We start from the raw sequence: 22,614 nt of genomic DNA on the forward strand, positions 1-22,614 counted from the left end.
GGACCAACGGGCATGATGGACGAGATGTCGGACGAACACGCCAACGAACGCGACGCCTCCGGGCGGGGCGACGACGCGCGCCTCGACGCCGAGGCGACCCACGAATCGGGCACCCCGTCGGCCGACAAACCCGGACACCATCTGTCCGCGACCATGACCCGGCGCGCCCTCGTCGCGATCGCGCTCGGCGCGGTCATCGCCGCCATCGCGACCGCGGTCTTCTCCGGCGGCTTCAAGAGCGAGAACGACCTCAGCACGCACGCCAACACCGGCGGCCCGATGTCGACCGGCGCTGTGTCGGGCAGCGCGTTCGGCACCGCCCACGCGGGCGACTGCCTGAGCTGGACCGAGGACGACGCCAGCGACCTGGAGAAGGTGGACTGCTCGTCGGAGCACCTGTTCGAGGTCGCCTCCGAGGTGGACCTGAGCAACTTCCCCGGCACCGAGTTCGGCCCAGGCTCGAAGTTCCCGGGCGTGCTCCGGTTCTCCCAGCTCCGCGACGAGCACTGCACCCCGGCGGTGAACGAGTACCTCGGCGCCAAGTTCGATCCGAACGGCAAGTTCAGCGTCGGCCTGATCAACCCGGGGGTCGCCGGCTGGGCGGCCGGGGAACGCACGCTGCGCTGCGGTCTGCAGTACTCGGGCACGACAGGCAACCCGCAACCGATCTACGGGACGGTCGCCGGGCAGGACCAGTCGAAGACATGGGACGCAGGCACCTGCATCGGCATCAACCAGAACGTCCCCACCGACCCGGTTCCCTGCACGGACCCGCACGCCTTCGAGGTGATCTCGGTTGTCGACCTCGGCGCCAAGTTCACCGGTGGCTTCCCGGACATCCCGGACCAGGACAAGTACCTGGAGGAGACGTGTACGCAGGCGTCGAACGAGTTCCTCGGCTCGCCGGACGCGCTGCGGAACAAGACCCTCACCCTGTTCTGGGACAACATCGACCTGACCAGCTGGCTGGCGGGCAGCCGGAAGGTCACCTGCTCGGTCGGCAAGGAACTCGACACCGGCGGGTTCGCCTCGATCGTCAACTCGGCCAAGGGCGACATCCTGATCAACGGTGCCCCGCCGATTCCGCCGCCGCCGGTTCCCGAGGGCCGTTCGCTGCCCGTTCCGCTGCCGGGCGCGGGCAATTGACGTGACCGTGCAGATGACCGAGGCCCGCTTCGAGGAGCTGGTCTCCGAGGCGCTGGACCTCATCCCCGCCGAACTCGCCCGCGCGATCGACAACGTCGTGGTGCTGGTGGAGGACCGCGATCCCGAGGAACCCGGACTGCTCGGGCTCTATCACGGCATCGCGCTGACCGAACGCGACAGCCACTACGGCGGTTCGCTGCCGGACACCATCACCATCTACCGCGAAGCCCTCCTCGACGTCTGCGATTCCGAGGAACAGGTGATCGAGGAGGTCGCGATCACGGTGATCCATGAGGTCGCGCACTATTTCGGCATCGAGGAAGAGCGCCTGCACCAGCTCGGCTGGGGGTAGCGGGCGCGGTCGGCGAAATTGGTGGGAACCGGTCGGGCGCGCGCCGCGTCCAACCTCTTGACGACCAATCTCGGTGTCTGCGGATCGCCTCGCAGGCCCCGCTCCGCCGAGCCCTCAAGGAGGCCGCGACCATGTCAGGCCATGTGTATGTCGCTCCCGAAGCCCTGATCTCCGCCGCGACGCAGCTCGATGCCCTGGCGGCGCGCCTGGAGGCCACGGTCCGGGTCAACGCGCCTGCGCTGCACCTGGCGCCCGCGGGGACCGAAGAGGTCTCTGTCATGGTCGCCAACTCGTTCAACTCGGTCGCCGACAGCTTCCTGCCGTCCGCCGCCACCGGCGTCGCCGAGCTGCGGGTCGCCGCCGAAACCCTGCGCAAGCACGCCGCCGAGTACGAGAACCAGGACCATTCCCTCGGCGCCTCGCTCGCCGCGGGCATGTGAGCGTCCGACACCGGATCTGAGGAGACACCGATATGACCATGGGATTCACCGGCGTCGTCTGGATGCCTCGCGGGGCCACCTGGAACTCGAGCGCCCTCAACGCGGGAGTCGGGCCGGTGCAGCTGTCCGCGGCGGGCGTCGCCTGGACGAACATCTCGGCAGGCCTGATGGACGCGTCCGCGACCATGACCAAGGTGATGGGTGAGCTGCGGGTGGGCTGGGAGGGGCTCGCCTCCGACGCCGCCCTCGCCAAGCTCGTCCCGTTCACCGCCTGGACCGAGGAATCCACGGCGATGGCGACGACGACGGCTGCCAAGGCCGCCGCCGCGGCCAGCACGCACTCGGTGGCCCGGATCACCATGCCGAGCCTGCCCGAGATCGCGGCCGTCAAGACCGCGAAGGTGGTGGCGCACACCGTCGGGGGCTCGCTGGCCGGTGCGGGCGCCGCCGCGGAGGCCGCCGACCGGGCGATGGATCTGCGGGCGGCGCTGGTCATGGAGAGCTACGAGGCCGCGTCGACCGCGGTCTCGGTGCCGCAGAGCTTCACCCCGCCGCCGCAGTTGGCGACCGGGGCGCAGGCCCCGGGCGCGGGCACGCAGGAGGCGGTGCCCACGAACAAGGACGACGTCGACTGGCGGACCAACCCGGCGGGCGCAGCGATGGCCGCGGTGATGGCGCAGGCGCAGAACCCGGCCGTGGTCAGCGCCGCATCGCAGGCCGGTTCGATCGCAGGCGCCGGGTTCAGCACCGTCACCTCGACCGCGACCTCACTCGCTCCCGCCGCGGTGTCCGCGATCACCGGCGGTGGCCCCGGCCAGTCGTTCGGCGGCTTCGCCGCGAGTCCGACGGCGGGTGCCGGTGCGGGCGGCCGTTCGGGCTCGGGTTCGGGCGCCACCCGCACCATGACCTCGGCCGGCGGCATGGGCCGGGGCGGCTTCGGCGGCGGTGGCGCGGGGCGCGCCACGCTGCCCGAGGGTTGGGGCCGCGGCACCGGTGGCGGCATCGGCGGCGGGGTCACGGGCGTACCGGGCGCCTCGGAGGTCTTCGCCTCCGGAACCACACGCGCGGAGGCGGCTATGGCGGCCGGTCCGCGCGGTGGCCAGCTCGGCGCCCCGATGATGGGCGGCGCGGCGGGCGGCGGCCAGGACGACGAGGAACACCACACCCCCGCCTATCTGAAGAACTTCGAGCACTTCAGCGACGGCCGCGTCGTCATCCCCGCGGTCCTGGGCGCGGATCCCCAGGAGTACGAGCGGTGATCGACTCGGGCACCCTTTCCGCGCCGTCCCGGTTGGAGTCGGTGACGCTCGGCCTCGACGAGCTGGACCTGCTGGTGAACGTCCTCGGCATCGACGAGCTGCCGGTGGTGTTGAACGCGACGGCACGGTTCGACTCGGTGGCCGCAAGGGACGCCGCGTTCGACACCGCCCGGGTGTCCCTCGCCGAGCGCGGGCTCCTCGAGGCGGGCGCGGTGCACCCGGACGTCGCCGAATGGCTGCAGGTGCTGGCCCGTCCGTACTGGGAGGTGGCGCTGCGGTGGTATGTGCCTTCGGATGGTCGCTCCGCAGGCTCCGCTCCTGCCGAGGAGATCTCCCGGCTCTGCCTCGCGCACGGACCGACCGGATCGGTGCTCGCCCTCCGCGGGCCGGACTCGTATGTGCTGCAGCGCGCGGAGCATCCCCCGGGGAGCTGATGCTCGACGCGATCGGACGGCAGGCGCCGGTCGACCTCGGAGTGGTCAATGCGCCGACCGAGCAACTGGTCGCCGCGTTGGCGGACTGCGCCGACGCCAGGTCCACCGCGCGACGGCTCGCCGCGCTCGGGGTGGCCGATCAGGATGTCGTGGCGGTCTCCGCCGCGCTTGCCTGCTGCCGGGAGCGCGCCGAGATCGTCGCCATCCGGCACGGCGACGGCAAGATCGAACCGATCGGCGGTCCCGTGACCGTGTTCGACACCGACAGGGGCCGGATCGTCGGTACCTCGAGCGTCTCGGCCGACGGAGTGGCCTGGTCCACGCTGAGCGCGGGCAGCGATGCGCGCTTCCGTCAGGCGATCGACGTTCTGGTCGGCGCCGTCAGCTGACGGGTACCGGCGAATGCCGGCCCCGCCCCAGAACCCGCTTGCGCCCCGCCGATTCGGCGGGGCGCAAGCGTCAAGCCGCCTCGGCGTAGGGCCGGGCCTCGCGTGCCGAGCGCAGGGCGGATCCCCACCATGCGAGCTGCTCGAGCATGTTCACGCCCGCCGAGTGACTGATCGCCGGGTCGACCGGCCTGCCACCGTCGAACACCGACGCAGCGCCATGGAAGCTGACGCTGTCGCGCACGCTCGTTGCGTGCAGTTCCGCGAAGACGAGTCGCAGCTGCTCGACGGCTCGCAAGCCGCCGCCCTGGCCGCCGTACGACACGAATCCGACCGGCTTGGCCCGCCATTCCGCACGGAACAGGTCGATGGCGTTCTTCAACACCGCGGGAAAGCTGTGGTTGTACTCGGGGGTGACGATGACGAAGGCGTCGGCAGCGTCGAGCCGCGCCCCCAGGCCCGCGACCGACGCACTGGGCTGAGCGCCCCAGGCCGGGTGCGCCACAGGCAATTCGATGTCCGCGAGGTCGACGACGTCGAGGTCCATCTCCGAGACCGACGACGCGAGACCGGTGAACCAGCTCGTCACCGTGGGGCCGAAGCGGCCGTCGCGGGTGCTGCCGGTGATGACGACGAGGCGAAGGGGTCGGATCATGATCAGTTCTCCTTGGTCGGATGGGACGGGGCCGGGCGGAGCAGTACGGCGACGGTCGCGGCGGATGCCGCGCAGAGCGCAGCGATGCCGACGAGGGTGAATCGCCAGACGGTGGTCAGTGAGTCGGCGAGCAGGGCGGGATCCGGACCGCGCAGGTTTCCGGATGAAACCTGTTGTGCCAGAGCATCGTCACCGAGTGACACCCGGAGAAGCGTGACCATCGCGGCGCCGACCAGCGCGAGGAGGACGGCATTGGAACCGCCTCGCACCGTGTTGAGCAGGCCCGAGGCCATGCCGACCCGATCTGGTGACACGAGCGCCATGGCCCTCGCGTCGATGATGCCGATGGCCAGTCCCGCGCCTGCGCCGATGGTGACGAGGGGTCCGAGGAGCCCCGCGGCGGAGATCCCTGGGTGCAGCACCAGCAGCCAGGCGTTGCCGAGGGCCATCGCGGCCAACGCCGCGGTGATCACCAGTCGCGGCGGCGCCCCGCCGTTGACCAACCGGGCACCGAGCGAGGGGACCGCGATGATCGGGACCGTGAGCATCAGCATCACCGCGCCGGCGCGGCCCGGCGAGATGCCGTTCACCCCCTGAAGGTAGGTCGGCAGGGTGACGAGCACGGCCGTCGAGCCGAGAGCGAGGCTGGCACAGGCCAGGCACCATGCGGCAAATTGCCTGTCCCGCAACAGGTCGAGATCGAGCAGGGGGTGCGCAGCTCGCTTCTCGATCATGACGAATGCGATCAGCAGCGCCACGCCCGCCGCGAACTGGGCCAGCAGCAGGGGGCTGAGGGAGGCCGCGCCGGGCAACTGCGTGATCGCCAGCATGAGGAGCCCGAGGCCGGCGATGAACGTGACCGCGCCGCGCCAATCGATGCGTACGTCCGCGTCCGACCGGGACTCGGTTGCGAAGGCGGTGCCGATGAGTATCACCGATCCGAGGATCGCGAAGACGGAAATGTTGCCCGCCAGCCCAGTCCGCCGATGAGCAGGCCCGCAATGGTCGGACCGACGGCCAGCCCGACGCCCGCCGCCGTGCCGACGGCGGCGAAGGCCCGCGTCCTGGCAGGCCCGTCGAAGGTGGCGGCGAGCAGCGCGCCGCCGGCCGCCATGATCCCGGCGGCACCGACGCCGGAGACGGTCCGCGCCACGTCGACGATCCAGATGTTCGGCGCGGCGGCCACCGAGGCGGTCCCGGCGACGTAGACGAGTGCGCCGACACGCAGGACCCGGCGCCTGCCGAGCAGGTCGGCCAGCGACCCCGCAATGAGCATGAAGCACGCGGCCGAGAGGAAGTAGCCCGTGACGACCCACTGCAGCGGGCCGCCGGAGGCGTTCAGGTCGTCGCCGATCTCTGGGAGTGCGACGGTCGTCCCCGACATCAGCATCGGCCCGATCACGGCGCCCAGCAGAACGACGGAGAGCGTGATCCGTCCGCCGGCGGGCTCGAGGACGTCCCGGGGAGCTTCGCGTGTCATGGTCATAGCGGCAAAGGTACAACGATCGTTGCACTCTGTAAAACGGTCGTTGTAAGTTTGCTAGAATCAGGGGCATGAGCAGCACAGACGCGACGAGCCCCCGACCCAGGGGCGGGTCCGCCGAGAAGCGCAACGCGATCCTTCGGGCGGCACGCAAGGTGTTCGGCCGCGACGGCTATGCGCGAGCGAGCATCGACACGATCGCGGCCGAAGCCGGCGTCTCCACCCGGACGCTGTACAACCATTTCGGCGGCAAGGAGGCACTGTTCACCGAAACCGTCACCGACAGCGCAACCGGGGTCTCCGCGGCTCACATCGCGACGGTGGGCCGACACCTCGACAACGTCACCGACCTTCAGGAAGACCTCGTCGCGCTCGGGTTCGATCTGGTCATCAGCCCAGTGCAGGAGGAGTTCGCGGACCATTTCGCGATGGTCCGACAGATCAACTCGGAGGCGGCGCACTTCCCCCAGGTGTCGCTGGAGGCCTGGCAGGAATCGGGCCCACGGCGCGTCCATCGCGAGTTGGCGCGGGGCTTCGAGCGACTCCAGGCGCAGGGCCTACTGCGCCCGGCCCGATCCGAGCGCATGGCGCAGCATTTCCTGGCACTGGTCGGTACCGAGGTGCAGCAGCGCTCCGCCAGCGGCTCCGCTCCATTCGACAACGCCGAGATACGTGACATCGTCGAGGACGGTGTCCGAGCATTTCTCGGCGGCTACCTGCCCCCAGACCGCGGCGCGCCTGCCGAGTAGCCGATTGCCGGTGGCCGCGGGCCCGTTTGCCCGTCGACCCGGAATTGGCGTGTCACCGCGCATCTCCCAGTGCCACCGTTTTGTGCAGAAGATTCAGTCGAGGTACCCGGCCTCTGGGTTGATCGAGCCGAGGAAGTCGCGGATCGATTCCCGATGCTGATCGATGGTCAACAGTGGAGGCACCGCGGCTGGATCGCCGGCCACGAATGTCGTACTGCTGAATCCGTACCCCTTGTTCGGGCCGGAATCCCACGCGTAGTCGCAGCGGCGACCTGGACCCAGCGTGACCGTGAAGACCTCGCCATCAACGGTCAGGACGAAGGGCCCGGCTTCCGGGCTCAGCCGATGGTCACCCGCCAGCTCATCAGCATTCATGACCCGACACTCTCACGGGAACCAATACTTCTCCGAAGTTGGCTGGAGCGGCGACCGGCGGCTTGATGACGACCCCATCCGAGACTTTGTCATCGAACATGTGTTCGAGTAGACCTCGAGCATGGATCTCGACGAGATGCTCACCGCGCCACCGGATGTGGCCGCGTGGCAGCTCGCGGACGCCGAACTCCTCAGGTTGATCCCCGAACTCTCGCTGCGGATGCGGCAACTCGAGGCGCTGCGGGTCCGGCTGATGCACCAGGTCGATCAGCGGTGCGTGGCCGAACAGGTCGGGGCCTCCTCCCCGGCAACTGGCTCGCCGGCGCGACCACCATGACCCCGGCCAGGCGAACAAGATCGTCAAACTCGGGAGGGAACTGGCGAAGCATCCGGAGGTCGCCGCCGCATTCGACGCCGGCGAGACCGATTGCGACCAGGTTCGGGTGATCGTCGAACTCCTGACCAAGGTGCCCGACCCCGATGCCCCGGCCCGCTCCGACGACAACACCGCCGACACCGCAGCCGAGACCGACAGTGACGGTGGTGGGGACGGTGGTGGGGACGGCGACGGCGACGGCGACGGCGACGGCGAGAATGTGTTCGACATCGTCGGAACCGACGCCACCCGAACACAGGCCTGCGCCCGCTACCTCCTGTACGCAGCCCGCACCGAAGACTCCACCACCCTCGCCCGGCGTGCGAAGGCACTCGATCAGATCCTCAACGGGGACAAGAAGAATCCCGACTCCGAGAACGCCGAACTCAACGAGTTCCACGCCTCGCCCGGACTCGGCGGCCGCGTCCACCTCAAGGGACACCTCGACGCAGCCTCCGGCGAAGCCCTGCTCACCGCCTTGTCGGCGCTGTCCAAGCCGCGCCCCGGGGCAGACAACCGCGACGGACAAACCGGCAAAGACCAACGCACCCCAGCCCAACGCCGAGCCGACGCCCTCACCCACATCGTCCGCTCCTATCTCGACACCGGGCAGGCACCCACCGAGGGCGGCGAACGACCCCACATCAACGTCTTCGTCGACGCCGACGACCTCGCCGCCACCACCGACGACCACCAGCACCACGAACACCGTCACCACCACGGGCGACGGCGTGGACCCGCCTGGATGCCCTGGTTGGGGCCGATCTCGCTCGATCTCGCCGCCCGAATCTCCTGCGACGCCGACATCACCCCCATCACCATGGACACCCACGGCAACCCCATCGACGTCGGACGCACCACCCGCCTCATCCCCCGCAAACTCCGCCGCGCCCTCAACTCGCGCGACTGCGGCTGCGCCTTCCCCGGCTGCGGACGACCCGCCGCCTGGACCGAAGGCCACCACATCCAACACTGGTCCAACGGCGGACCCACCAACCTGTCAAACCTGGTACTGCTCTGCCGCTTCCACCACACCACCATCCACCGCGGCGACTGGACCGTTCACATCAGCAACGACGACGGCCACCCCTGGTTCACCCCACCCACATGGATCGACCCCAGACGACAACCGGTGCCGGCACACAACCGGCGCAACCAACTCCCCTTCGCCGCCTAAAGGCGAAAACCATCGGGCACCGCCCGACACCACCCACAAACGGGAGGCGCCGGCGGTGCCCTGCGCCGTGAACGACTTCCTGTCCTGGACATCGGCCGGCACAGGTGTTAATTGTGAGTAGGGGCAAAATCAGGGGGAACAATGGTCACATCTTCGAACCGGTCGGGATCGGGCGAGCCTGTACTGCTCCTGCACGGATTCACACTGTCCCATCATGTTTGGCACCGCGTGGTCGACAGCCTCTCCAGTGATTTCGATGTGCTTGCGATGACGATGCCGGGCCATTGGGGCGGCCCTCGACTCCGCCTTCGCGACCTCGGAGTCCGCGGCATCGCCGACGGCATCGAGCGCGAGCTCGACGCCATCGGATGGGATACCTGCCATATCTCTGGCAATTCGCTCGGCGGCCAGGTGGGATTCGAACTCGAACGCCGAGGTCGAGCACGGTCGCTCGCACCGATCAATCCGAGCGGCGGATGGAAGAGGTTCTCCTACACCGAGTTTCGCTTGGGAATCGGATTCACCCTCCAGTATCCGCTGGCTGTGACCTCGCGACTGCTCGGCGATCGGGCCGCGAACCGCGAGTTCTTTCAACGCCCGGTCATCCGCAACTGCAGTAGGGACATGTCCCGCGTCAGTCCCGAGGATGCGGCCGATGTCATCCGCGCGGTATCCCACTGCCCGGTCTACATGCCGATCCAGTTGGCATTTCTGCGCGACGGACCCCTCACCGGCCTCGAAAACGTCACGGCGCCCACCTCGTTGATCCTGTCGGAATTCGACACCTTCGCGACGCGTGACACCTGCATGCAGCGGCTGATCGATGAACTCCCCGACCACGTCGAGGAAGTCACCCTCCCGGGCGTCGGCCACATTCCGATGCTCGAGAATCCCGAGATCGTGGCGGACGCTCTCCGAGCACACCTGAACAAGGCGACGATGGATGAAACCCGATCGGCCACATCACCGACCGGTTGACACGGCGCCGCGTCCTCCCCAACGGCACGGGGCGCCACCGTGATTCGGTGGCGCCCCGCGCGGTTACGTTCCATGCAATGCGTAGCGGCGATCGGTTGCCTAGCAGAAGCTCCCCGTGCACGGCTTCTCGCCGGCGAACAGCTTCGCGATGAACGGGGTGCTGTCCGGCACCGACGCGGCCACCGTGCCGCCGTGGTCCGTCGGGTAGGTACGGAACGCGAAGTCCACCCCGTTCGCGGTCAGATCGGCGACCAGCTTCAGCGTCAGCGGGATCGGGACGTCCATGTCCTGCTGGCCCTGCGCGATGAGCAGCGGGCGGTCATACCCGCTGGTGGGGACGGTGATGATCGAGCGGACCGCCTCCATGAACTCGGGGGTGTCCACGGACCTCGAGAGCAGCTGCCCGATCCCGACGTCGGCGTACTTGGTGCGCGCGTCGACGTAGCAGATCGAGGTCTCCACATCGGCGAGAATGCTGCGCCCGAGCGGGCTGAGGTACGAGTCGATATCGACGTCCGGTCGTGCGGCCCGGAGCCCGTCGAGGACGTTGGCGATATACACCGTGGTGCCCTTGAGCGGCAGCTTCGGGAACGCCGGGCCGCCCAGCGGCAGCGCCATCTCGATGTTCGAGGGCGCACCGGTCGTCACTGCGCCTCGATAGTCCAGCTCCGGGGCATAGCGAGTGGCGATATTCGCGGTGAACAGCGTCGCGTGACCACCCTGCGACTGCCCCGTGGCGACCCACTTCTTCGACAACTCGGGCGTGACCGCGCGGGCGGCCCGCACCATGTCGATCACGCTGTGCGCGGCCGAGCGCCCGTCCAGGTATGGATGCACACCGGGGGTGCCGAGCCCGACATAGTCGGTCGCCACCACCGCGTAGCCCTGGGCCAGCCAATGGCCGAGATGGGTCAATGCCCGCTCGGTCGGCGGATTGACGCTGGGCGCGCACTGGTCCGCGACCCCGGTGGTGCCGTGCGCGTAGGAGATCACCGGCCAACCGCCCTCGGGTGGCGTCCCCTCGGGCAGGTAGACGGCGCCCGTGCTGAGCATCGGCTTGTCCTGCGGCCCCTGGGACCAGTACGTCAGCAGCGACGACGCCGCGGTGCCGGGCAGCCAGCGATCGCGTGGCAGTTCCTCGTTGCTCACGACGGAGCCCGGGGCCTCGGCCTCGCCGACGACGGGGGCGGCCGCGGCCGGCGACACGGCCCACGTGGCGGCGACAAGAGTCACGCCCGCAGCCACCAGGGCGGTACGAAGTCGGTGGGTCATCACTCTCTCCTCACGGCAGTGTGCCCGGTCACATTCAGAGCCGGGCACACAGACCATAAAGTTAGACCTACCGGTCGGTCAAGCAATCTTCCAATCGCGGACCCGCGCGGCGAGATCGTCGACCAGGAATGCGAATGCCCGGTCCACCCGTGGGCGGTCACCGGTGGCGAGCAGGTCCATCGACAGGCCCCTGATCTGGGCGAGGATCAGGGTGGCCAGCTGCGACACCTGCTCGTCCGGGCAGCCGGCCCCGCGCAGGCCGTGCTCGAGGGCGGCCAGCCACTGGCCGACGAGTTGCTCGAGGAAGCGCTCGTTCCCGGTCGGGTCGAGCACCGCCTGCACGTAGATCTCGAGCATCACCCGGAAGCGCGGCAGCGTCTCCGGCGTTGTCCGCGCGTCCCACCAGGCGGTGAGCAGGGCGATGGGATCGGCACCCGACTCGGCCAGCAACTCCGCGGGGATCGACTCTCCGCGCATCCCCTCGATCACCTCGGCGAGCAGGTTCTCCTTGCTGCCGAAGTGGTGCAGCAGCGACGCATGCGACACCCCGACCGCCTTGGCAAGCGGGCGCATCGACAGCTCCCCGACCCCGTTGGCGATCACGTACTCGGTCACCGACGCGAGCAGCTCGTCCCGCCGACCGGCGTACCGCAGGGTGCGCTTGTCCACACGATCGGACTCGGGCACCGCCTCAGCCCATCGGGTCGTCGGGCCCGGCACTGGCGAAGGGCTCGAAGGGCGGCACCAGCAACCCCCACCGCACGCATCGCCAGCCACCGTCCGCGGTCGGCACCAGCTCCACGGTCTGGGTGTTGTCCAGGTGCGTATTCGCGGAGAAGACGCCGTTGATACCAGCGAGATGCGCCGCGACCAGGCGGATCGCGGCGCCGTGGCTGACCACCAGCACGTCGCCGGAGCCCGTCTCGGCGTCGTCGTCCGCCTGCTCCTCGAGGAACTCCTCGCGCAACGAACTCAGCACCGGCACGTAGCGCTCGAGGATGTCGTGCCCGGACTCACCCCCGGCACCCGCACACCGAGGTCGCCGGCGTGCCAGGAGTGGTAGACCTTCATGAACAGCTCGTGCGACTCGCGGTCCGAGCGGTCCTCCAACTCCCCCGCCTGCGCCTCGTGGATGCCCTCGCGCACCTGAGTCGCGATGCCCGATTCCCGCTCGACGAACTGTGCGGTCTGCCTCGCCCGCAAGGCAGGCGAGGCCACAAGGGCACGGGGCGCACTGCCCGCCACCGAGAGCCCGAAGGCCTGGGCCTGGCTCTCCCCGTACTCGGTGAGCCGGGCCCCCGGCAGCCGGGTGTCCAGCCGCCGCTCGACATTCGCCTCGGTCTGGCCGTGGCGAACCAGGATCAGCTTGCCCATGCCGTCACCTCCCGTCCGATTCGCCGGACCGTACCCGGCGCAACCACTCTGTCGCCTCCTCGTCCGACGGCGGCCGCACCCCGCCGGGGGTCGCGGCGGGCCACGAACCGAGGAAACGCACATCGTGCTTGCGGTGCAGGGCCTTGAGCGCCTCGGCCACCGCGGTGTCCTCGAGGTGCCCGATGCAGTCCAGGAAGAACCGGTAGGTGCCGAACTCGATGCGGGTCGGCCGCGACTCGATCCTGGTGAGATCGATTCCGCGGGTGGAGAACTCCGCCATCGCACCGACAAGGGAACCGGGTTCGTTGTTGAGCTGCAGGACCACCGCGGTGCGGTCCGCGCCGGTGGCCGCGGGTACCGGAGCCGGGCGCGTCACGAGGACGAAACGCGTTCGCGCGCCATCGAAGTCGGCCACCGAATCGGCGAGCACGCTGAGCCCTAGCCGTTCGCCGGCCAGCGCGGTGGACACCGCGGCATCGGCGATCCCCGCCGCGACATCCTCCGCCGCACCGGCATTGGAGGACGCGGATTGAACCTCGGCGTCCGGGAGCTTCCGCTCGATCCACATGCGGACCTGCGCTCCCGCGACGGGGTACGCGCGGATGGTGCGCACCTGGTCGAGGGTGGTCCCGGCGCGACCGAGGATCGTAAAACTCACGTCCAGTTCGGTTTCCGCGACGATCTGCAGCCGCTCGTCGACCGCGAGCGCGTCCAGGGTCGGCGGCACCGGCCCCTCTACCGAGCTCTCGATCGGGACGACAGCGCCGTCGACGCGGCCCTCCCGGACCAGCGCGAGCGCGGCAGGCGGGCTGGGCGCGGACACTCGCTCCACCGGACCGTCGAAGGCCCCACCCGATTCCATCTGGGCGAGGGCCATCTCGGTGAACGTTCCGGACGGTCCGAAGTAGGCGATACGAGGCACACGACAAGGTTACTCACCTGCCGCGATGGGAGCCGGAGTTCAGGGCGCAGCGGTGGCGGTGATCCCGTGTGCGGCGAGGTGACGCTCCGCCTCCTCGGCGTCGTCGACCTCGATGCTCAGCAGCACCGTGCGAAGCGCCTCGGCGGCGTCCTGGTTCAGCCCGGCGACCCGGGCCGGGTCGGGGGCAACGAACGCGGTCCTGACGTCGTCCCCACGCAGGGCCGCAACCGTGGCCGTGAGGATCGCCAGCGCCTCCGCCCCTGAGGTCGCCCTGGCCACGAAGCCCGCATCGGAGTGCGCGAGGACCGCCAGGAAGTCGGCCACCTCGTCGGGGGCCGAACCCGCGCGCAGTCCGGGGTGCGCCCCCGCATCGGCGACCCGGGTGGCGACCTCGGCCACCCAGCCGGCCTCCGCGTCGTCGTCGGGGGCAACGAACACTGCCAGGGGCGCCGACAGCGGGTGCGGGTTCGACTCGGGTTGCGTCAGCTCGATGGCGTCCTCGAGCTGGTCCAGGCTGCAGTCGATGTCGAAGCGTGCGACCACGGGCCCGTCCGACGCGAGGGTGTCGGGCGCGACGTCGAGCGACACGACGACGGACTCGTCCATGCCAGGGCCGAGTGCGCTCGCCGCCACCACCGGGGGACCGAAGATCGCGCCGAGGCGCCTGTGCGACACCGCGGCCGCGTCCGGGCACCGCTGCGAGAGCAGGCCCGTGAAGGGCGGCTGACGATCGTTCGGCGTCGGCGGATGAAGGGTGAGCAGGGTGGACACGGCCCCAACCGTAGTCGCCGCGGACGGAGATCTTGCGGGCCATCGGGTCCTGCCGTAACTTAGGCATGGCTAACCTACTGTGATCGGCATCTCCGTTGCCCCGACCGAACGAAGCGAGCGCCACATGACTGCTGCCACAACCACCCAGGGTCCGTCGACCGCGGAGCGGGTCCGCAGCGCCTGCGCCCGAGCCCAGCAGGCGGTGCTGGCCATCGACGGCAGCGATCCCGTCGAGGTCTCCGTGCATCACCTGCGGGCCTGCGGCGACGTGGTGCTCACCGTCCGTACCGACTCGGTGGCCACCGCACTGACCTGGCAGGCGGGCCGAGCCGGGCTGCCCGCGGTGCTCGAGCTCACCGACCTGACCCCGCTCTCCCTGCGGGAGCCGGTGCGGTCGTTGGTCTGGCTGCGCGGCGCCCTGCACCCGGTGCCCGCCGAGGCCTCCCGCGCGCTCGCGGCCGCCGTCGCCGACGAGCGCCCTGACCCCGCGTTGCTCGACGTCGGCCACACCACCACCCTGCTGCGACTGATCCTGGACTCGGCGGTCGTGGCGGATTCGCACGGCGCGGAGCCGGTGCCGGTGGACGCGCTGCTCGCCGCCCGTCCCGACCCGTTCTGGGAGGTCGAGGGCCCCTGGCTCGAACACCTGGAGTCCGACCACGGCGAACTCGTCGACCAGCTCGCCGGCCGATTGCCGCGGGCGCTGCGGACCGGTCGCGTCCGCCCGCTCGGCATCGACCGTTACGGCATCCGGCTGCGTGTCGAGGGCGAGACGGGCGACAGCGACGTCCGGATGGCCTTCGCCCACCCGGTGGACGACGTGTCCGAGCTGAGCCGCGCCCTGCGCCTGCTGGTGGGCTGCCCGTTCGTGAACGGCCTCCGCGCCCAGCGCTGACACGCGGCATACCCTCACCGGTGTGACCCGGTTCGACGCCTGGCTCCGGCCTATCCCGCCCCCGCAGACCGAACCGCCGCTCGACGCCGCAGGTCGTCGCGCCCTGTGGCTCGAGATCACCATCGTGCTGCTGGTCACCTTCGGGCTCAGCGGCCTGTCCGGCATCCTCTCGCTCATCGAGGACGCGCTCGCCCCCGGCGGACTCGCCGACCAGACGGTGGCACTGAACGCCTCCCGATCCGAGCACGGCTGGATCGACCTCGGCCGCCAGCTGCTCGGCATCGTCAGGCTCTGCGCCTGGGCCGCGCTCGGCCTGTACCTGCTCTGGCGCAGCGGCCTGGGCCCTCGAAGATCGGACTCGGCCGGCCGCGAGCCCGCGCCGACCTGCTGCCGGGGGTCGGGCTGGCCGCGCTGATCGGACTGCCCGGACTCGCCCTCTACCTGGTCGCCAATGCCGTCGGCGCAAACCTGACCGTGCTGCCCAGCACCATCGAGGAGCACTGGTGGCGGCTGCCCGCACTGCTGCTGTGGGCGCTCGCGAACTCCGGCGCCGAAGAGGTGCTGGTCGTCGCGTACCTGATCTCGCGGCTGCGCAGGCTCGGCTGGAGCGAGAACTCGTCGCTGCTGGCCTCCTCGCTGCTGCGCGGCAGCTACCACCTTTATCAGGGCCTCGGCGGCGGCATCGGCAACGTCGTCATGGGCCTCGTCCTTGGCCGGTACTGGCAGCGGACCAACCGGCTGTGGCCGCTGATCGTCGCGCACTGGCTGATCGACGCGGTCGCCTTCGTCGGGTACACCGCCCTGCGTGGCCACGTCTCCTGGCTGCCGTGACCAGTAGAGTCGAGCCGTGAACGGCGAGGATCCCCAGTACCGCGACCCCCGCGATCCGCGGGTGGGCCGCGGCGCGCCGCCGCGCGGACCGCAGCCCCAGCAGGGCCGTCCGATGCCCCCACAGCAGGGCCGTCCGGTCCCGCCGCAACAGGGCCGTCCGATTCCCCCGCAGCAGGGCCGTCCGCTGCCGCCACAGCAGCCGCGACAGGGCCAGCCGATGCCTCCGCGGCGGGTGCCGCCGCCCCAGGGCCAGGGCAGGCCGATGCCCCGGGCCCCGAGGGCACCCAGGTGATCCGCCGCGACGGCCGACGCGCCGAGCCGACGCAGGGCGCACGTGCCTGGTCGCAGGCTCCCGAGCCGGCGCCGCAACACGGCGCCCGCCCGGGCGCGACCGAGCCGACCAGGGCCCACCGCCCCCAGGGCGGGTCGCCCTACGCACCGACCCAGACACCGGAGCCGTACGCCGACCCGTACCGCAGGCAGGCCGACCGCGTCGGCCCTCCGGTCCAGCCGCCCCGCCGAACCGGTCCCGCGGCGCCTCCCCGCAGCCGCCCCGTCCCGCGAAGACGCGCCGGAAGGCGAACTGGGGCCGTCGAATCGGGCTCGTCCTTGTGGCACTGCTGGTCCTCGTCGGCGGCTCCGTCGTCTACCTGGACCGCGGACTGAACCGGGTCGACGCGCTCGCCGACTACCCCGGGCGGATCGGCGACACCCCTGGCACCAACTGGCTGCTGGTCGGATCGGACAGCCGCGCCGGGATGACACCCGAGGAGGAGGCTGCGCTGGCGACCGGTGGGGACACCGGGAACGGTAGAACCGACACCATCATGGTGGTGCACATCCCAAGAGCGGCGCCGCGACGATGGTGTCCATCCCCCGCGACTCCTACGTCAGCATCCCGGGCGAGGGCAAGAACAAGGTCAACGCGGCCTTCGCGATCGGCGGTCCCCAGCTGCTGGTGCAGACCGTCGAGGAGGCAACGGGCCTGCGGATGGATCACTACGCCGAGATCGGGTTCGGCGGGTTCGCCGGCATCGTCGACGCGATCGGAGGCGTCAATCTGTGTGTGCCGTACCCGATCGACGATCCGCTCGCCGGCATCAATCTGCAGCCGGGCTGCCAGGACCTGAACGGGGCGCAGGCCCTCGGCTTCGTGCGCACCAGGGCCACCCCGATGGCGGACCTGGACCGGATGAACAACCAGCGGGCCTTCATGTCCGCGCTGCTCGCGCAGTCGACGAGCATCGGCACCCTGATCAACCCGTTCCGGCTGTGGCCGCTCGTCACCAAGACGGCCGACACGATCCAGGTCGACGAGGGTGATCACCTGTGGAACCTCGCGGGCCTGGGATGGGCGATGCGCAGCGACCTGGTCACCACCACCGTGCCGGTGGGCGGCTTCGAGGTCCTCGACGTCGGCGACGTGCTGTTGTGGGACCGCGAGCGCGCCTCGTCGTTCTTCGAGGCCCTCGCCGAGGATCGACCCGTTCCCCCCGAGCTGCTGACGACGGGCTGAGGGCCGCGTCCGACGGCCTCCCGGCACCAGGCGAGCTCACCAACTCCGGTGCCCGCGCCGGTAATCTTCACGACCATGACCAACTCCCGGCAGCGCAGCGAGTTCCACGACCTCCTCAGCGAACAGGTGCGCAACGAGTTCACCGCCTCGCAGCAGTACATCGCGGTCGCGGTGTTCTTCGACGGGTACGACCTCCCGCAGCTGGCGGCGCGCTTCTACGGGCAGGCCAACGAAGAACGCAACCACGCGATGATGATGATCCAGTACCTCATCGACAACGACCTGGAGGTCACGATCCCCGGGATCGACGCCGTGGTCACCGAGTTCGACTCGGTGCGCGCGCCTGTCGAGTTGGCGCTCGAGCAGGAGCGGCAGGTCACCGACCAGATCACCAAGCTCGCCCGCACCGCCCGCGACACCGGCGACTATCTCGGCGAGCAGTTCATGCAGTGGTTCCTCAAGGAGCAGGTCGAGGAGGTCGCCTCGATGACCACCCTGCTCACCATCGTCGACCGGGCTGGCGAGAACCTGTTCGCCATCGAGGATTTCGTCGCGCGGGAGATGAGCTCGACCGCGCCGAAGGACGGCATGGCGCCCCGGCCCGCAGGCGGCTCGATCTGACGACCGCCTGCGGTCCGTGAACCGACCCCGTCAGACCGGTGCGCCCACCACCCGGTGGCGGTACGCGGCCGTCTCGAAGTCGAGATAGGCGCCGAACGAGACGGGGTCGGCGAACGGCAGGATCTGAGTGGCCCAGTAGCCCGCGATCCCGTTGGACCGGTCGATCCAGTAGTACGAGTTCGCCAGCCCGGCCCACCCGAGGGATCCCGCGGGCCTGCCGGTGGGCGCGTCCTCCTCGTTCACCATGAAGGTGTACGCCCACGACTTGCGCTGTCCCGGAAAGAACTCGGCGTTGTTGGAGAGTGCGGGGATCACCCCCGGCAGCACCGTCACCTCTTGTCCGTCGAGGCCGTTGCACGCGGCGGCCTGCACCGTGTCGGCCCGCAGGACCCGCCCACCAGGCGCGTCGCCGTCGTTCAGCCACATCCGCAGGAACTTCAGGTAGTCGCCCACCGTGGAGTACAGGCCGTGCCCGCCCATGTGGACCTCGGGGTCCTGCGGGAGCACCAGGTCCATCGGCGTGAGGCGGCCGTCGGCTTCCCGCTGGTGAATGGCTGCCAGCCGCTCGGCCATCGACCCGGTCAGGGTGAACGCCGTGTCGTGCATGCCCAGCGGCCCGAACACCCGCTCGGCCATCACCTCGCCGAGACGGCGGCCGCGGATGGACTCGACCACCTGGCCCGCCCAGTCGATGTTCGTCCCGTACTGCCACTTCTCGCCGGGATCGAAGAGCAGCGGCGTTGACAGCGCGGCCTTGGACGCGGTGGTCACGCTTGGCTGGCCGTGCTCGACGCCGAGCCGGTGGTAAACCTCGTCGAAGAAGTCGTAACCGAAACCTGCGGTGTGCAACAACAGCATCCGCGTCGTGATGTCGCGTTTCGGCGCCCGCAGGATCGGCGCACCCTGGCCGTCGAAACCCTCGATCACCTGGATGTCGCCGAGCTCGGGAACGTACTCGCGGGCGGGCGCGTCGAGATCGAGCAAGCCCTCCTCGACGCACTGCAGCACCGTGGTGCCGGTGATCGCCTTGGTCGTGGAGAAGATCGCGAAGACGGTGTCGAGGGTCATCGGCTGGTCGTCGGCCAGCGACCGCACCCCGGCGGCTCCCTCGAACACGGTGCCCTCGCGGTCGGTGACCATCGCGACGACACCGGGAACCCGCGGCGCACCGTCTGTGGTCACACCGTCGAGAACTGCGCCGAGTGCGGCGTTTGGATCGGACATCCCACTCTCCTGTCATGCCTGAAGTCGATGTGGGAAGTGACGCTATGGCCGGCCGACGGGGGGCGATGTCTCAAGTCGGCACCGCCTGTCTCGCCTCGGCACAATCCCCATGACCGGCGTCACAGTTGAGCGCGGCGCACCGTCTGGGCCGGGTTCTCACCGAAGCGGCGGCGGTAGGCCGCGGCGAACATCCCCAGGTTGACGTACCCCCAGGCCCCGGCGGCCTCGGCCACCGTGCTCGACCGCCCGGCCAACAGTTCCCTCCGCACCCCCTGCAGCCGTTGTTCACGCAGGTAGTCGCGTGGGGTGGTGTCGAGGTAGCGGCGGAACGCGCCCGACAGCGCTCGCACACTGACGCCCGCGGCGAGTGCGATCTCCGACGCCGTGGGCAGGTCAGGGGCATTCTCGTCGATGTACCCCACGGCCCGGCGCACATAGCCGGGGGCGTGGAGCGCGGTCGGCGGGCCGAGCTCGGTGCCCGCGCGGGTGGTCCAATCGGTGAGTAGCTGCGCCGCGATCATTTCCTGCAGGTTGACGCCGACCCGACCGCCGGCGACCCGGTCCGGCGCCTCGGCGAGCGTGCGCACGACGTATTCCATCAGCGCCAGCCAGGTGCTCCCTGGGCCGCCGATCACGCACTTGTGTTGCCACAGGCGGTCATCGGGGACGCTGCCCCACCAACACAGCGCCAGGTCCGCCAGCAGCTGATGCGGAATTGTCAGGTTCAGCTGGAGGTGTTCGGGGTCCGCCTCGAACCGGTAGTCGACGCGGCTGCAGTCCGCAACGAAGGTGCCCCCGCTGGTGACCTCCGCCGACCTGCCGGGGGCGACCGAGTGCCGGGTTTCGCCTCGGATCGTCGTGAGCACCAACACGTTTCCCGCCTCAGGCGCGAACTCGCCGATCGTGACCGGGACGCCGTAGGAGAACCGGGTGAGCGTGATGTCCGCGATCTTCGCCGAGTACATACTCGCCGCGGGCGTCAGGGCACGGCCGGTCGGACGGACGAGATAGGGCATGTAGACCGAGTCGGACCACTGCTTGATCTCGTCCCAATCCCGTGACACCGCCGATCCGCGCACCGGCAGGAGCTTCCCGAGCGGGTCGAGGGTGATCACGTCCGCTGCCGGCTCCACGGCGCGGCCTACGGTCGGCATGACCCCAGGGTATCGGTGGACGCCGGTCCTGGGGACAGCCCATTCCCCACCGAAACCGGCAGGCGGCGCCATTTAGGTTCGGCTCAATTAGGTTTCACTAAATTAGGGAATACTCCCCTCAATAAGGCTCGACTTGGATGACATGCGGCCTGACCAGCTATATCGTTTCGCCGCATGAGCGATTCCGCAGACACTCATCGGACCAAATTTCACGCGCTTCTGCACGATCAGATTCGCAACGAATTCAACGCCTCGCATCAGTACATCGCGACGGCGGTCTTTTTCGACAACGCGGATCTGCCCCAGCTGGCCAAGCATTTCTATTCGCAGGCCGTCGAGGAACGCAACCACGCGATGATGATCGTCCAGTACTTCCTGGATCGGGACATGACCGTGGAACTGAGTGGCGTCGACGCCTCGAAGTCGTACTTCGAGAACACCCGCGAACCGATCGCGCTTGCACTCAAGCAGGAGCAGGTGGTCACCGAACAGATCATCCAGCTCGCGAGCACCGCCCGCGAGGAGGGTGACTACCTCGGCGAGCAGTTCATGCAGTGGTTCCTCAAGGAGCAGGTCGAAGAGGTCGCCTCCATGACCACCCTGCTCGCCATCGCCGATCGGGCAGGCGACAACCTCTTCCACCTCGAGGACTTCGTCGCCCGCGAGATGAACAGCGTGGGCGACACCGCGGGTGCGCCGCCTGCCGCGGGCGGGTCGATCTAGACCCTCGAGCCGGACATGGCATCGCGGCCGAGGGTGTGTACCGCACACACCCTCGGCCGCTTTGCGTTTCAGCGCAGTCGGACGGCGACACCCAGCGCCCGGCACAGCGCCTCCAGTGCGCCGGCGAAGGCGTGCTCGGCGGGGGCCCCGTAACCGACCACCAGGCCGTCCCGCGGGGCGTCGCGCGCATCCGGATGCCGGAAGGTCGACAGTGCGCCCACCGCAAGACCTTCCGCGGCAGCGGCCGACAGGGCCCGCGCCTCGGCGCCCGGCGGCAGCTCCAGCACCGCGTGCAGACCCGCCGCGATACCCGTGACCCGGACTGCGGGAGCCCGATCCGCGAGGGTGGCCACCAACTGGTCGCGGCGCCGGTGATAGCGGCCGCGCATCAGCCGGATCTGGCGGTCGTATCGACCCGAGACGATGAAGTCCGCGAGCGTCAGCTGATCGGGCACGCTGACCCACCGCTCCCAGATTCCCTTGACCTCCAGCACGGGGTCGACGAGGCGGTCGGGCAGCGCCATCCAGCCGAGGCGCAGCGCGGGCGAGAGACTCTTGCTCACCGAGCCCATGTACACCACCCGCTCGGGGTCCAGGTCCTGCATCGCCCCGACCGGCTGGCGGTCGTACCGGAACTCGCCGTCGTAGTCGTCCTCGAGGATCAGCCCTCCCGATCGGCTCGCCCAATCGACCGCCGCCGCACGGCGTTCCGGATGCAGCGGCCCCCCGATCGGGAACTGGTGGGCGGGCGTGAGCAGCGCGGCGGCCGCTCCCGACCGCGCGAGCTCGTCGACTCGCGCGCCGTCCGAGTCGACGGACAGCGGCACCGTGCGCACCCCCGCGGCACCGAGCAGCTCCCGGTGCACGTGCAGGCCATGGCCCTCGACCACGACGGCCCCACCCAGCAGCGGGGCGAGCAGGGTCAGAGCGTGGGCGGTGCCCGCGCAGACGACGATGCGGTCGGGGTCCGCGCGCACGCCGCGGGCGCGGGCCAAATAGTCCGCCAAGGCGTTTCGTAGCTCCGGCCGCCCTCTCGGATCGCCGGGGCCGAACGCGTTGCTCGGGGCCGCCGTCAGGGCACGCCGCGTCGAGGCCAGCCACGCGGACCGCGGAAACGAGGCAGCATCCGGGGAACCCGGCATCAGGTTGTGCGCGGGCCGGACCGGCGGGGCGGGCCGCGGCGTCCTGGGGTCGGCAACGGGCGCGGCCCGCGGGGCAACCCGGGTGCCCGAACCCCGGCGGGCGGTCAGCCAGCCCTCCGCGACCAACTCGGCGTACGCGTCCGCGACGGTGTTCCGCGCGATGCCGAGATCCGCGGCCAGCGTGCGCGAGGGCGGTAGCAGTGCACCAGAGGCCAACCGCCCGGAGCGGATGTCCTCCCGGAGGGTCGCCATCAGCGACGAGCGCAGACCACCGCGACCGCGGAGGTCGAGGTGTAGATCCAGTCCAGAATTGGCCCATGATTCCACCCCTGAATTGAACCACTCATTCGGTCCATTAC

At 69.9% G+C, this 22,614-nt stretch carries 22 protein-coding genes and 4 pseudogenes; 14 read left to right on the forward strand and 12 right to left on the reverse strand.

Annotated features, from left to right (window positions below; translation table 11 throughout):
• The first annotated feature begins 153 nt into the window (after nt 1-153).
• The 5 genes and pseudogenes from BTZ20_RS25285 to BTZ20_RS25305 all read left to right on the forward strand — a co-directional run bounded on the left by BTZ20_RS25285 (nt 154) and on the right by BTZ20_RS25305 (nt 4,020).
• Nucleotides 154-1,146: a septum formation family protein gene (locus tag BTZ20_RS25285; RefSeq protein ID WP_077043999.1), complete on the forward strand. Its 993-nt coding sequence runs from the start codon at nt 154-156 to the stop codon at nt 1,144-1,146.
• Between the two features lies 1 nt (nt 1,147).
• A complete protein-coding gene (locus tag BTZ20_RS25290; RefSeq protein ID WP_077043246.1) occupies nt 1,148-1,498 on the forward strand; it encodes a metallopeptidase family protein in 351 nt (116 codons plus the stop codon).
• Nucleotides 1,499-1,629: 131 nt separating this feature from the next.
• On the forward strand, nt 1,630-1,938 hold the full coding sequence (locus BTZ20_RS25295) for a PE family protein (protein ID WP_077043247.1): 309 nt from the start codon (nt 1,630-1,632) through the stop codon (nt 1,936-1,938).
• A gap of 32 nt (nt 1,939-1,970) precedes the next feature.
• Nucleotides 1,971-3,197 (forward strand): PPE domain-containing protein, encoded by a 1,227-nt coding sequence (locus BTZ20_RS25300; protein WP_077043248.1) that lies wholly within the window; start codon nt 1,971-1,973, stop codon nt 3,195-3,197.
• A 107-nt stretch (nt 3,198-3,304) separates the two neighbouring features.
• Nucleotides 3,305-4,020: pseudogene (locus tag BTZ20_RS25305) on the forward strand (ESX secretion-associated protein EspG).
• Nucleotides 4,021-4,090: 70 nt separating this feature from the next.
• On the opposite strand, the gene BTZ20_RS25310 reads toward BTZ20_RS25305, so the two are convergent.
• From BTZ20_RS25310 to BTZ20_RS29340, 3 genes are read right to left on the reverse strand one after another with little or no spacing between them, the layout of a single operon-like run.
• Nucleotides 4,091-4,672 carry an NADPH-dependent FMN reductase gene (locus BTZ20_RS25310; protein WP_077043249.1) on the reverse strand — a complete coding sequence of 194 codons (582 nt, stop codon included), beginning with the start codon at nt 4,670-4,672 and terminating at the stop codon, nt 4,091-4,093.
• Nucleotides 4,673-4,674: 2 nt separating this feature from the next.
• Nucleotides 4,675-5,607: an MFS transporter gene (locus BTZ20_RS29335; RefSeq protein ID WP_262982520.1), complete on the reverse strand. Its 933-nt coding sequence runs from the start codon at nt 5,605-5,607 to the stop codon at nt 4,675-4,677.
• Nucleotides 5,604-6,158, reverse strand: coding sequence for an MFS transporter (locus tag BTZ20_RS29340; protein ID WP_262982521.1), 555 nt, complete (start codon nt 6,156-6,158; stop codon nt 5,604-5,606). Before BTZ20_RS29340 ends, BTZ20_RS29335 begins: the two co-directional genes overlap by 4 nt.
• A gap of 68 nt (nt 6,159-6,226) precedes the next feature.
• Between BTZ20_RS29340 and BTZ20_RS25320 the strand changes: the two genes are divergently transcribed.
• Nucleotides 6,227-6,904, forward strand: coding sequence for a TetR/AcrR family transcriptional regulator (locus BTZ20_RS25320; RefSeq protein WP_077043250.1), 678 nt, complete (start codon nt 6,227-6,229; stop codon nt 6,902-6,904).
• Nucleotides 6,905-6,997: 93 nt separating this feature from the next.
• Here the strand turns inward: BTZ20_RS25320 and BTZ20_RS25325 are convergent, their stop codons facing one another.
• The gene (locus tag BTZ20_RS25325) at nt 6,998-7,279 is read right to left on the reverse strand and encodes a hypothetical protein (protein ID WP_077043251.1); all 282 of its coding nucleotides are present in this window, start codon (nt 7,277-7,279) and stop codon (nt 6,998-7,000) included.
• A 121-nt stretch (nt 7,280-7,400) separates the two neighbouring features.
• Between BTZ20_RS25325 and BTZ20_RS25330 the strand changes: the two genes are divergently transcribed.
• The 3 genes from BTZ20_RS25330 to BTZ20_RS25340 all read left to right on the forward strand — a co-directional run bounded on the left by BTZ20_RS25330 (nt 7,401) and on the right by BTZ20_RS25340 (nt 9,810).
• Entirely contained in the window at nt 7,401-7,616 is a 216-nt protein-coding gene (locus BTZ20_RS25330) for a hypothetical protein (protein ID WP_077043252.1), read from the forward strand.
• A complete protein-coding gene (locus BTZ20_RS25335) occupies nt 7,591-8,832 on the forward strand; it encodes an HNH endonuclease signature motif containing protein (RefSeq protein ID WP_223263857.1) in 1,242 nt (413 codons plus the stop codon). The genes BTZ20_RS25330 and BTZ20_RS25335 overlap by 26 nt, the downstream gene beginning before the upstream one ends.
• Nucleotides 8,833-8,973: 141 nt before the next feature.
• Nucleotides 8,974-9,810 (forward strand): alpha/beta fold hydrolase, encoded by an 837-nt coding sequence (locus BTZ20_RS25340; RefSeq protein ID WP_077043254.1) that lies wholly within the window; start codon nt 8,974-8,976, stop codon nt 9,808-9,810.
• A 99-nt stretch (nt 9,811-9,909) separates the two neighbouring features.
• Here BTZ20_RS25340 and BTZ20_RS25345 read toward each other — a convergent pair whose 3' ends face one another.
• From BTZ20_RS25345 to BTZ20_RS25365, 5 genes and pseudogenes are all read right to left on the reverse strand, one after another.
• A complete protein-coding gene (locus tag BTZ20_RS25345) occupies nt 9,910-11,082 on the reverse strand; it encodes a lipase family protein (protein ID WP_077043255.1) in 1,173 nt (390 codons plus the stop codon).
• Nucleotides 11,083-11,160: 78 nt separating this feature from the next.
• Entirely contained in the window at nt 11,161-11,769 is a 609-nt protein-coding gene (locus tag BTZ20_RS25350) for a TetR/AcrR family transcriptional regulator (RefSeq protein ID WP_077044000.1), read from the reverse strand.
• A gap of 4 nt (nt 11,770-11,773) precedes the next feature.
• Nucleotides 11,774-12,579: pseudogene (locus BTZ20_RS25355) on the reverse strand (histidine phosphatase family protein).
• Entirely contained in the window at nt 12,461-13,378 is a 918-nt protein-coding gene (gene pheA / locus BTZ20_RS25360; protein ID WP_077043256.1) for a prephenate dehydratase, read from the reverse strand. The pseudogene BTZ20_RS25355 and the gene pheA overlap by 119 nt, the downstream one beginning before the upstream one ends.
• A gap of 39 nt (nt 13,379-13,417) precedes the next feature.
• On the reverse strand, nt 13,418-14,149 hold the full coding sequence (locus BTZ20_RS25365; RefSeq protein ID WP_223263521.1) for a hypothetical protein: 732 nt from the start codon (nt 14,147-14,149) through the stop codon (nt 13,418-13,420).
• Nucleotides 14,150-14,273: 124 nt separating this feature from the next.
• Between BTZ20_RS25365 and BTZ20_RS25370 the strand changes: the two genes are divergently transcribed.
• From BTZ20_RS25370 to BTZ20_RS25385, 4 genes and pseudogenes are all read left to right on the forward strand, one after another.
• On the forward strand, nt 14,274-15,044 hold the full coding sequence (locus BTZ20_RS25370; protein ID WP_077044002.1) for a DUF2470 domain-containing protein: 771 nt from the start codon (nt 14,274-14,276) through the stop codon (nt 15,042-15,044).
• Between the two features lie 22 nt (nt 15,045-15,066).
• Nucleotides 15,067-15,875: pseudogene (locus BTZ20_RS25375) on the forward strand (CPBP family intramembrane glutamic endopeptidase).
• Between the two features lie 617 nt (nt 15,876-16,492).
• Nucleotides 16,493-17,391: pseudogene (locus BTZ20_RS25380) on the forward strand (LCP family protein).
• Between the two features lie 75 nt (nt 17,392-17,466).
• A complete protein-coding gene (locus tag BTZ20_RS25385; protein ID WP_077044003.1) occupies nt 17,467-18,012 on the forward strand; it encodes a ferritin in 546 nt (181 codons plus the stop codon).
• Nucleotides 18,013-18,042: 30 nt separating this feature from the next.
• On the opposite strand, the gene BTZ20_RS25390 is transcribed toward BTZ20_RS25385, so the two are convergent.
• Together BTZ20_RS25390 and BTZ20_RS25395 are read right to left on the reverse strand one after the other, a co-directional pair.
• Nucleotides 18,043-19,236 carry a serine hydrolase domain-containing protein gene (locus BTZ20_RS25390; RefSeq protein WP_077043257.1) on the reverse strand — a complete coding sequence of 398 codons (1,194 nt, stop codon included), beginning with the start codon at nt 19,234-19,236 and terminating at the stop codon, nt 18,043-18,045.
• Between the two features lie 119 nt (nt 19,237-19,355).
• A complete protein-coding gene (locus BTZ20_RS25395; RefSeq protein WP_077044004.1) occupies nt 19,356-20,351 on the reverse strand; it encodes an AraC family transcriptional regulator in 996 nt (331 codons plus the stop codon).
• Between the two features lie 213 nt (nt 20,352-20,564).
• On the opposite strand from BTZ20_RS25395, the gene BTZ20_RS25400 reads away from it, so the two are divergent.
• Nucleotides 20,565-21,113 carry a ferritin gene (locus tag BTZ20_RS25400; RefSeq protein WP_077043258.1) on the forward strand — a complete coding sequence of 183 codons (549 nt, stop codon included), beginning with the start codon at nt 20,565-20,567 and terminating at the stop codon, nt 21,111-21,113.
• 68 nt (nt 21,114-21,181) lie between these two features.
• On the opposite strand, the gene BTZ20_RS25405 is transcribed toward BTZ20_RS25400, so the two are convergent.
• Nucleotides 21,182-22,582, reverse strand: coding sequence for a PLP-dependent aminotransferase family protein (locus tag BTZ20_RS25405; RefSeq protein WP_077043259.1), 1,401 nt, complete (start codon nt 22,580-22,582; stop codon nt 21,182-21,184).
• Nucleotides 22,583-22,614 lie beyond the last annotated feature (32 nt).

Origin of the sequence: Rhodococcus sp. MTM3W5.2 (assembly GCF_001984015.1) — a bacterium.
Taxonomy (GTDB): Bacteria; Actinomycetota; Actinomycetes; order Mycobacteriales; family Mycobacteriaceae; genus Rhodococcus_G; species Rhodococcus_G oryzae.

Coding starts and splice junctions, on each gene's coding strand:
- BTZ20_RS25285 (WP_077043999.1), top strand. CDS start 154: ATGACCCGGCGCGCCCTCGTCGCGATCGCGCTCGGCGCGGTCATCGCC.
- BTZ20_RS25295 (WP_077043247.1), top strand. CDS start 1,630: ATGTCAGGCCATGTGTATGTCGCTCCCGAAGCCCTGATCTCCGCCGCG.
- BTZ20_RS25300 (WP_077043248.1), top strand. CDS start 1,971: ATGACCATGGGATTCACCGGCGTCGTCTGGATGCCTCGCGGGGCCACC.
- BTZ20_RS25310 (WP_077043249.1), bottom strand. CDS start 4,672: ATGATCCGACCCCTTCGCCTCGTCGTCATCACCGGCAGCACCCGCGAC.
- BTZ20_RS29340 (WP_262982521.1), bottom strand. CDS start 6,158: ATGACCATGACACGCGAAGCTCCCCGGGACGTCCTCGAGCCCGCCGGC.
- BTZ20_RS25320 (WP_077043250.1), top strand. CDS start 6,227: ATGAGCAGCACAGACGCGACGAGCCCCCGACCCAGGGGCGGGTCCGCC.
- BTZ20_RS25325 (WP_077043251.1), bottom strand. CDS start 7,279: ATGAATGCTGATGAGCTGGCGGGTGACCATCGGCTGAGCCCGGAAGCC.
- BTZ20_RS25330 (WP_077043252.1), top strand. CDS start 7,401: ATGGATCTCGACGAGATGCTCACCGCGCCACCGGATGTGGCCGCGTGG.
- BTZ20_RS25340 (WP_077043254.1), top strand. CDS start 8,974: ATGGTCACATCTTCGAACCGGTCGGGATCGGGCGAGCCTGTACTGCTC.
- BTZ20_RS25345 (WP_077043255.1), bottom strand. CDS start 11,082: ATGACCCACCGACTTCGTACCGCCCTGGTGGCTGCGGGCGTGACTCTT.
- BTZ20_RS25370 (WP_077044002.1), top strand. CDS start 14,274: ATGACTGCTGCCACAACCACCCAGGGTCCGTCGACCGCGGAGCGGGTC.
- BTZ20_RS25385 (WP_077044003.1), top strand. CDS start 17,467: ATGACCAACTCCCGGCAGCGCAGCGAGTTCCACGACCTCCTCAGCGAA.
- BTZ20_RS25390 (WP_077043257.1), bottom strand. CDS start 19,236: ATGTCCGATCCAAACGCCGCACTCGGCGCAGTTCTCGACGGTGTGACC.
- BTZ20_RS25400 (WP_077043258.1), top strand. CDS start 20,565: ATGAGCGATTCCGCAGACACTCATCGGACCAAATTTCACGCGCTTCTG.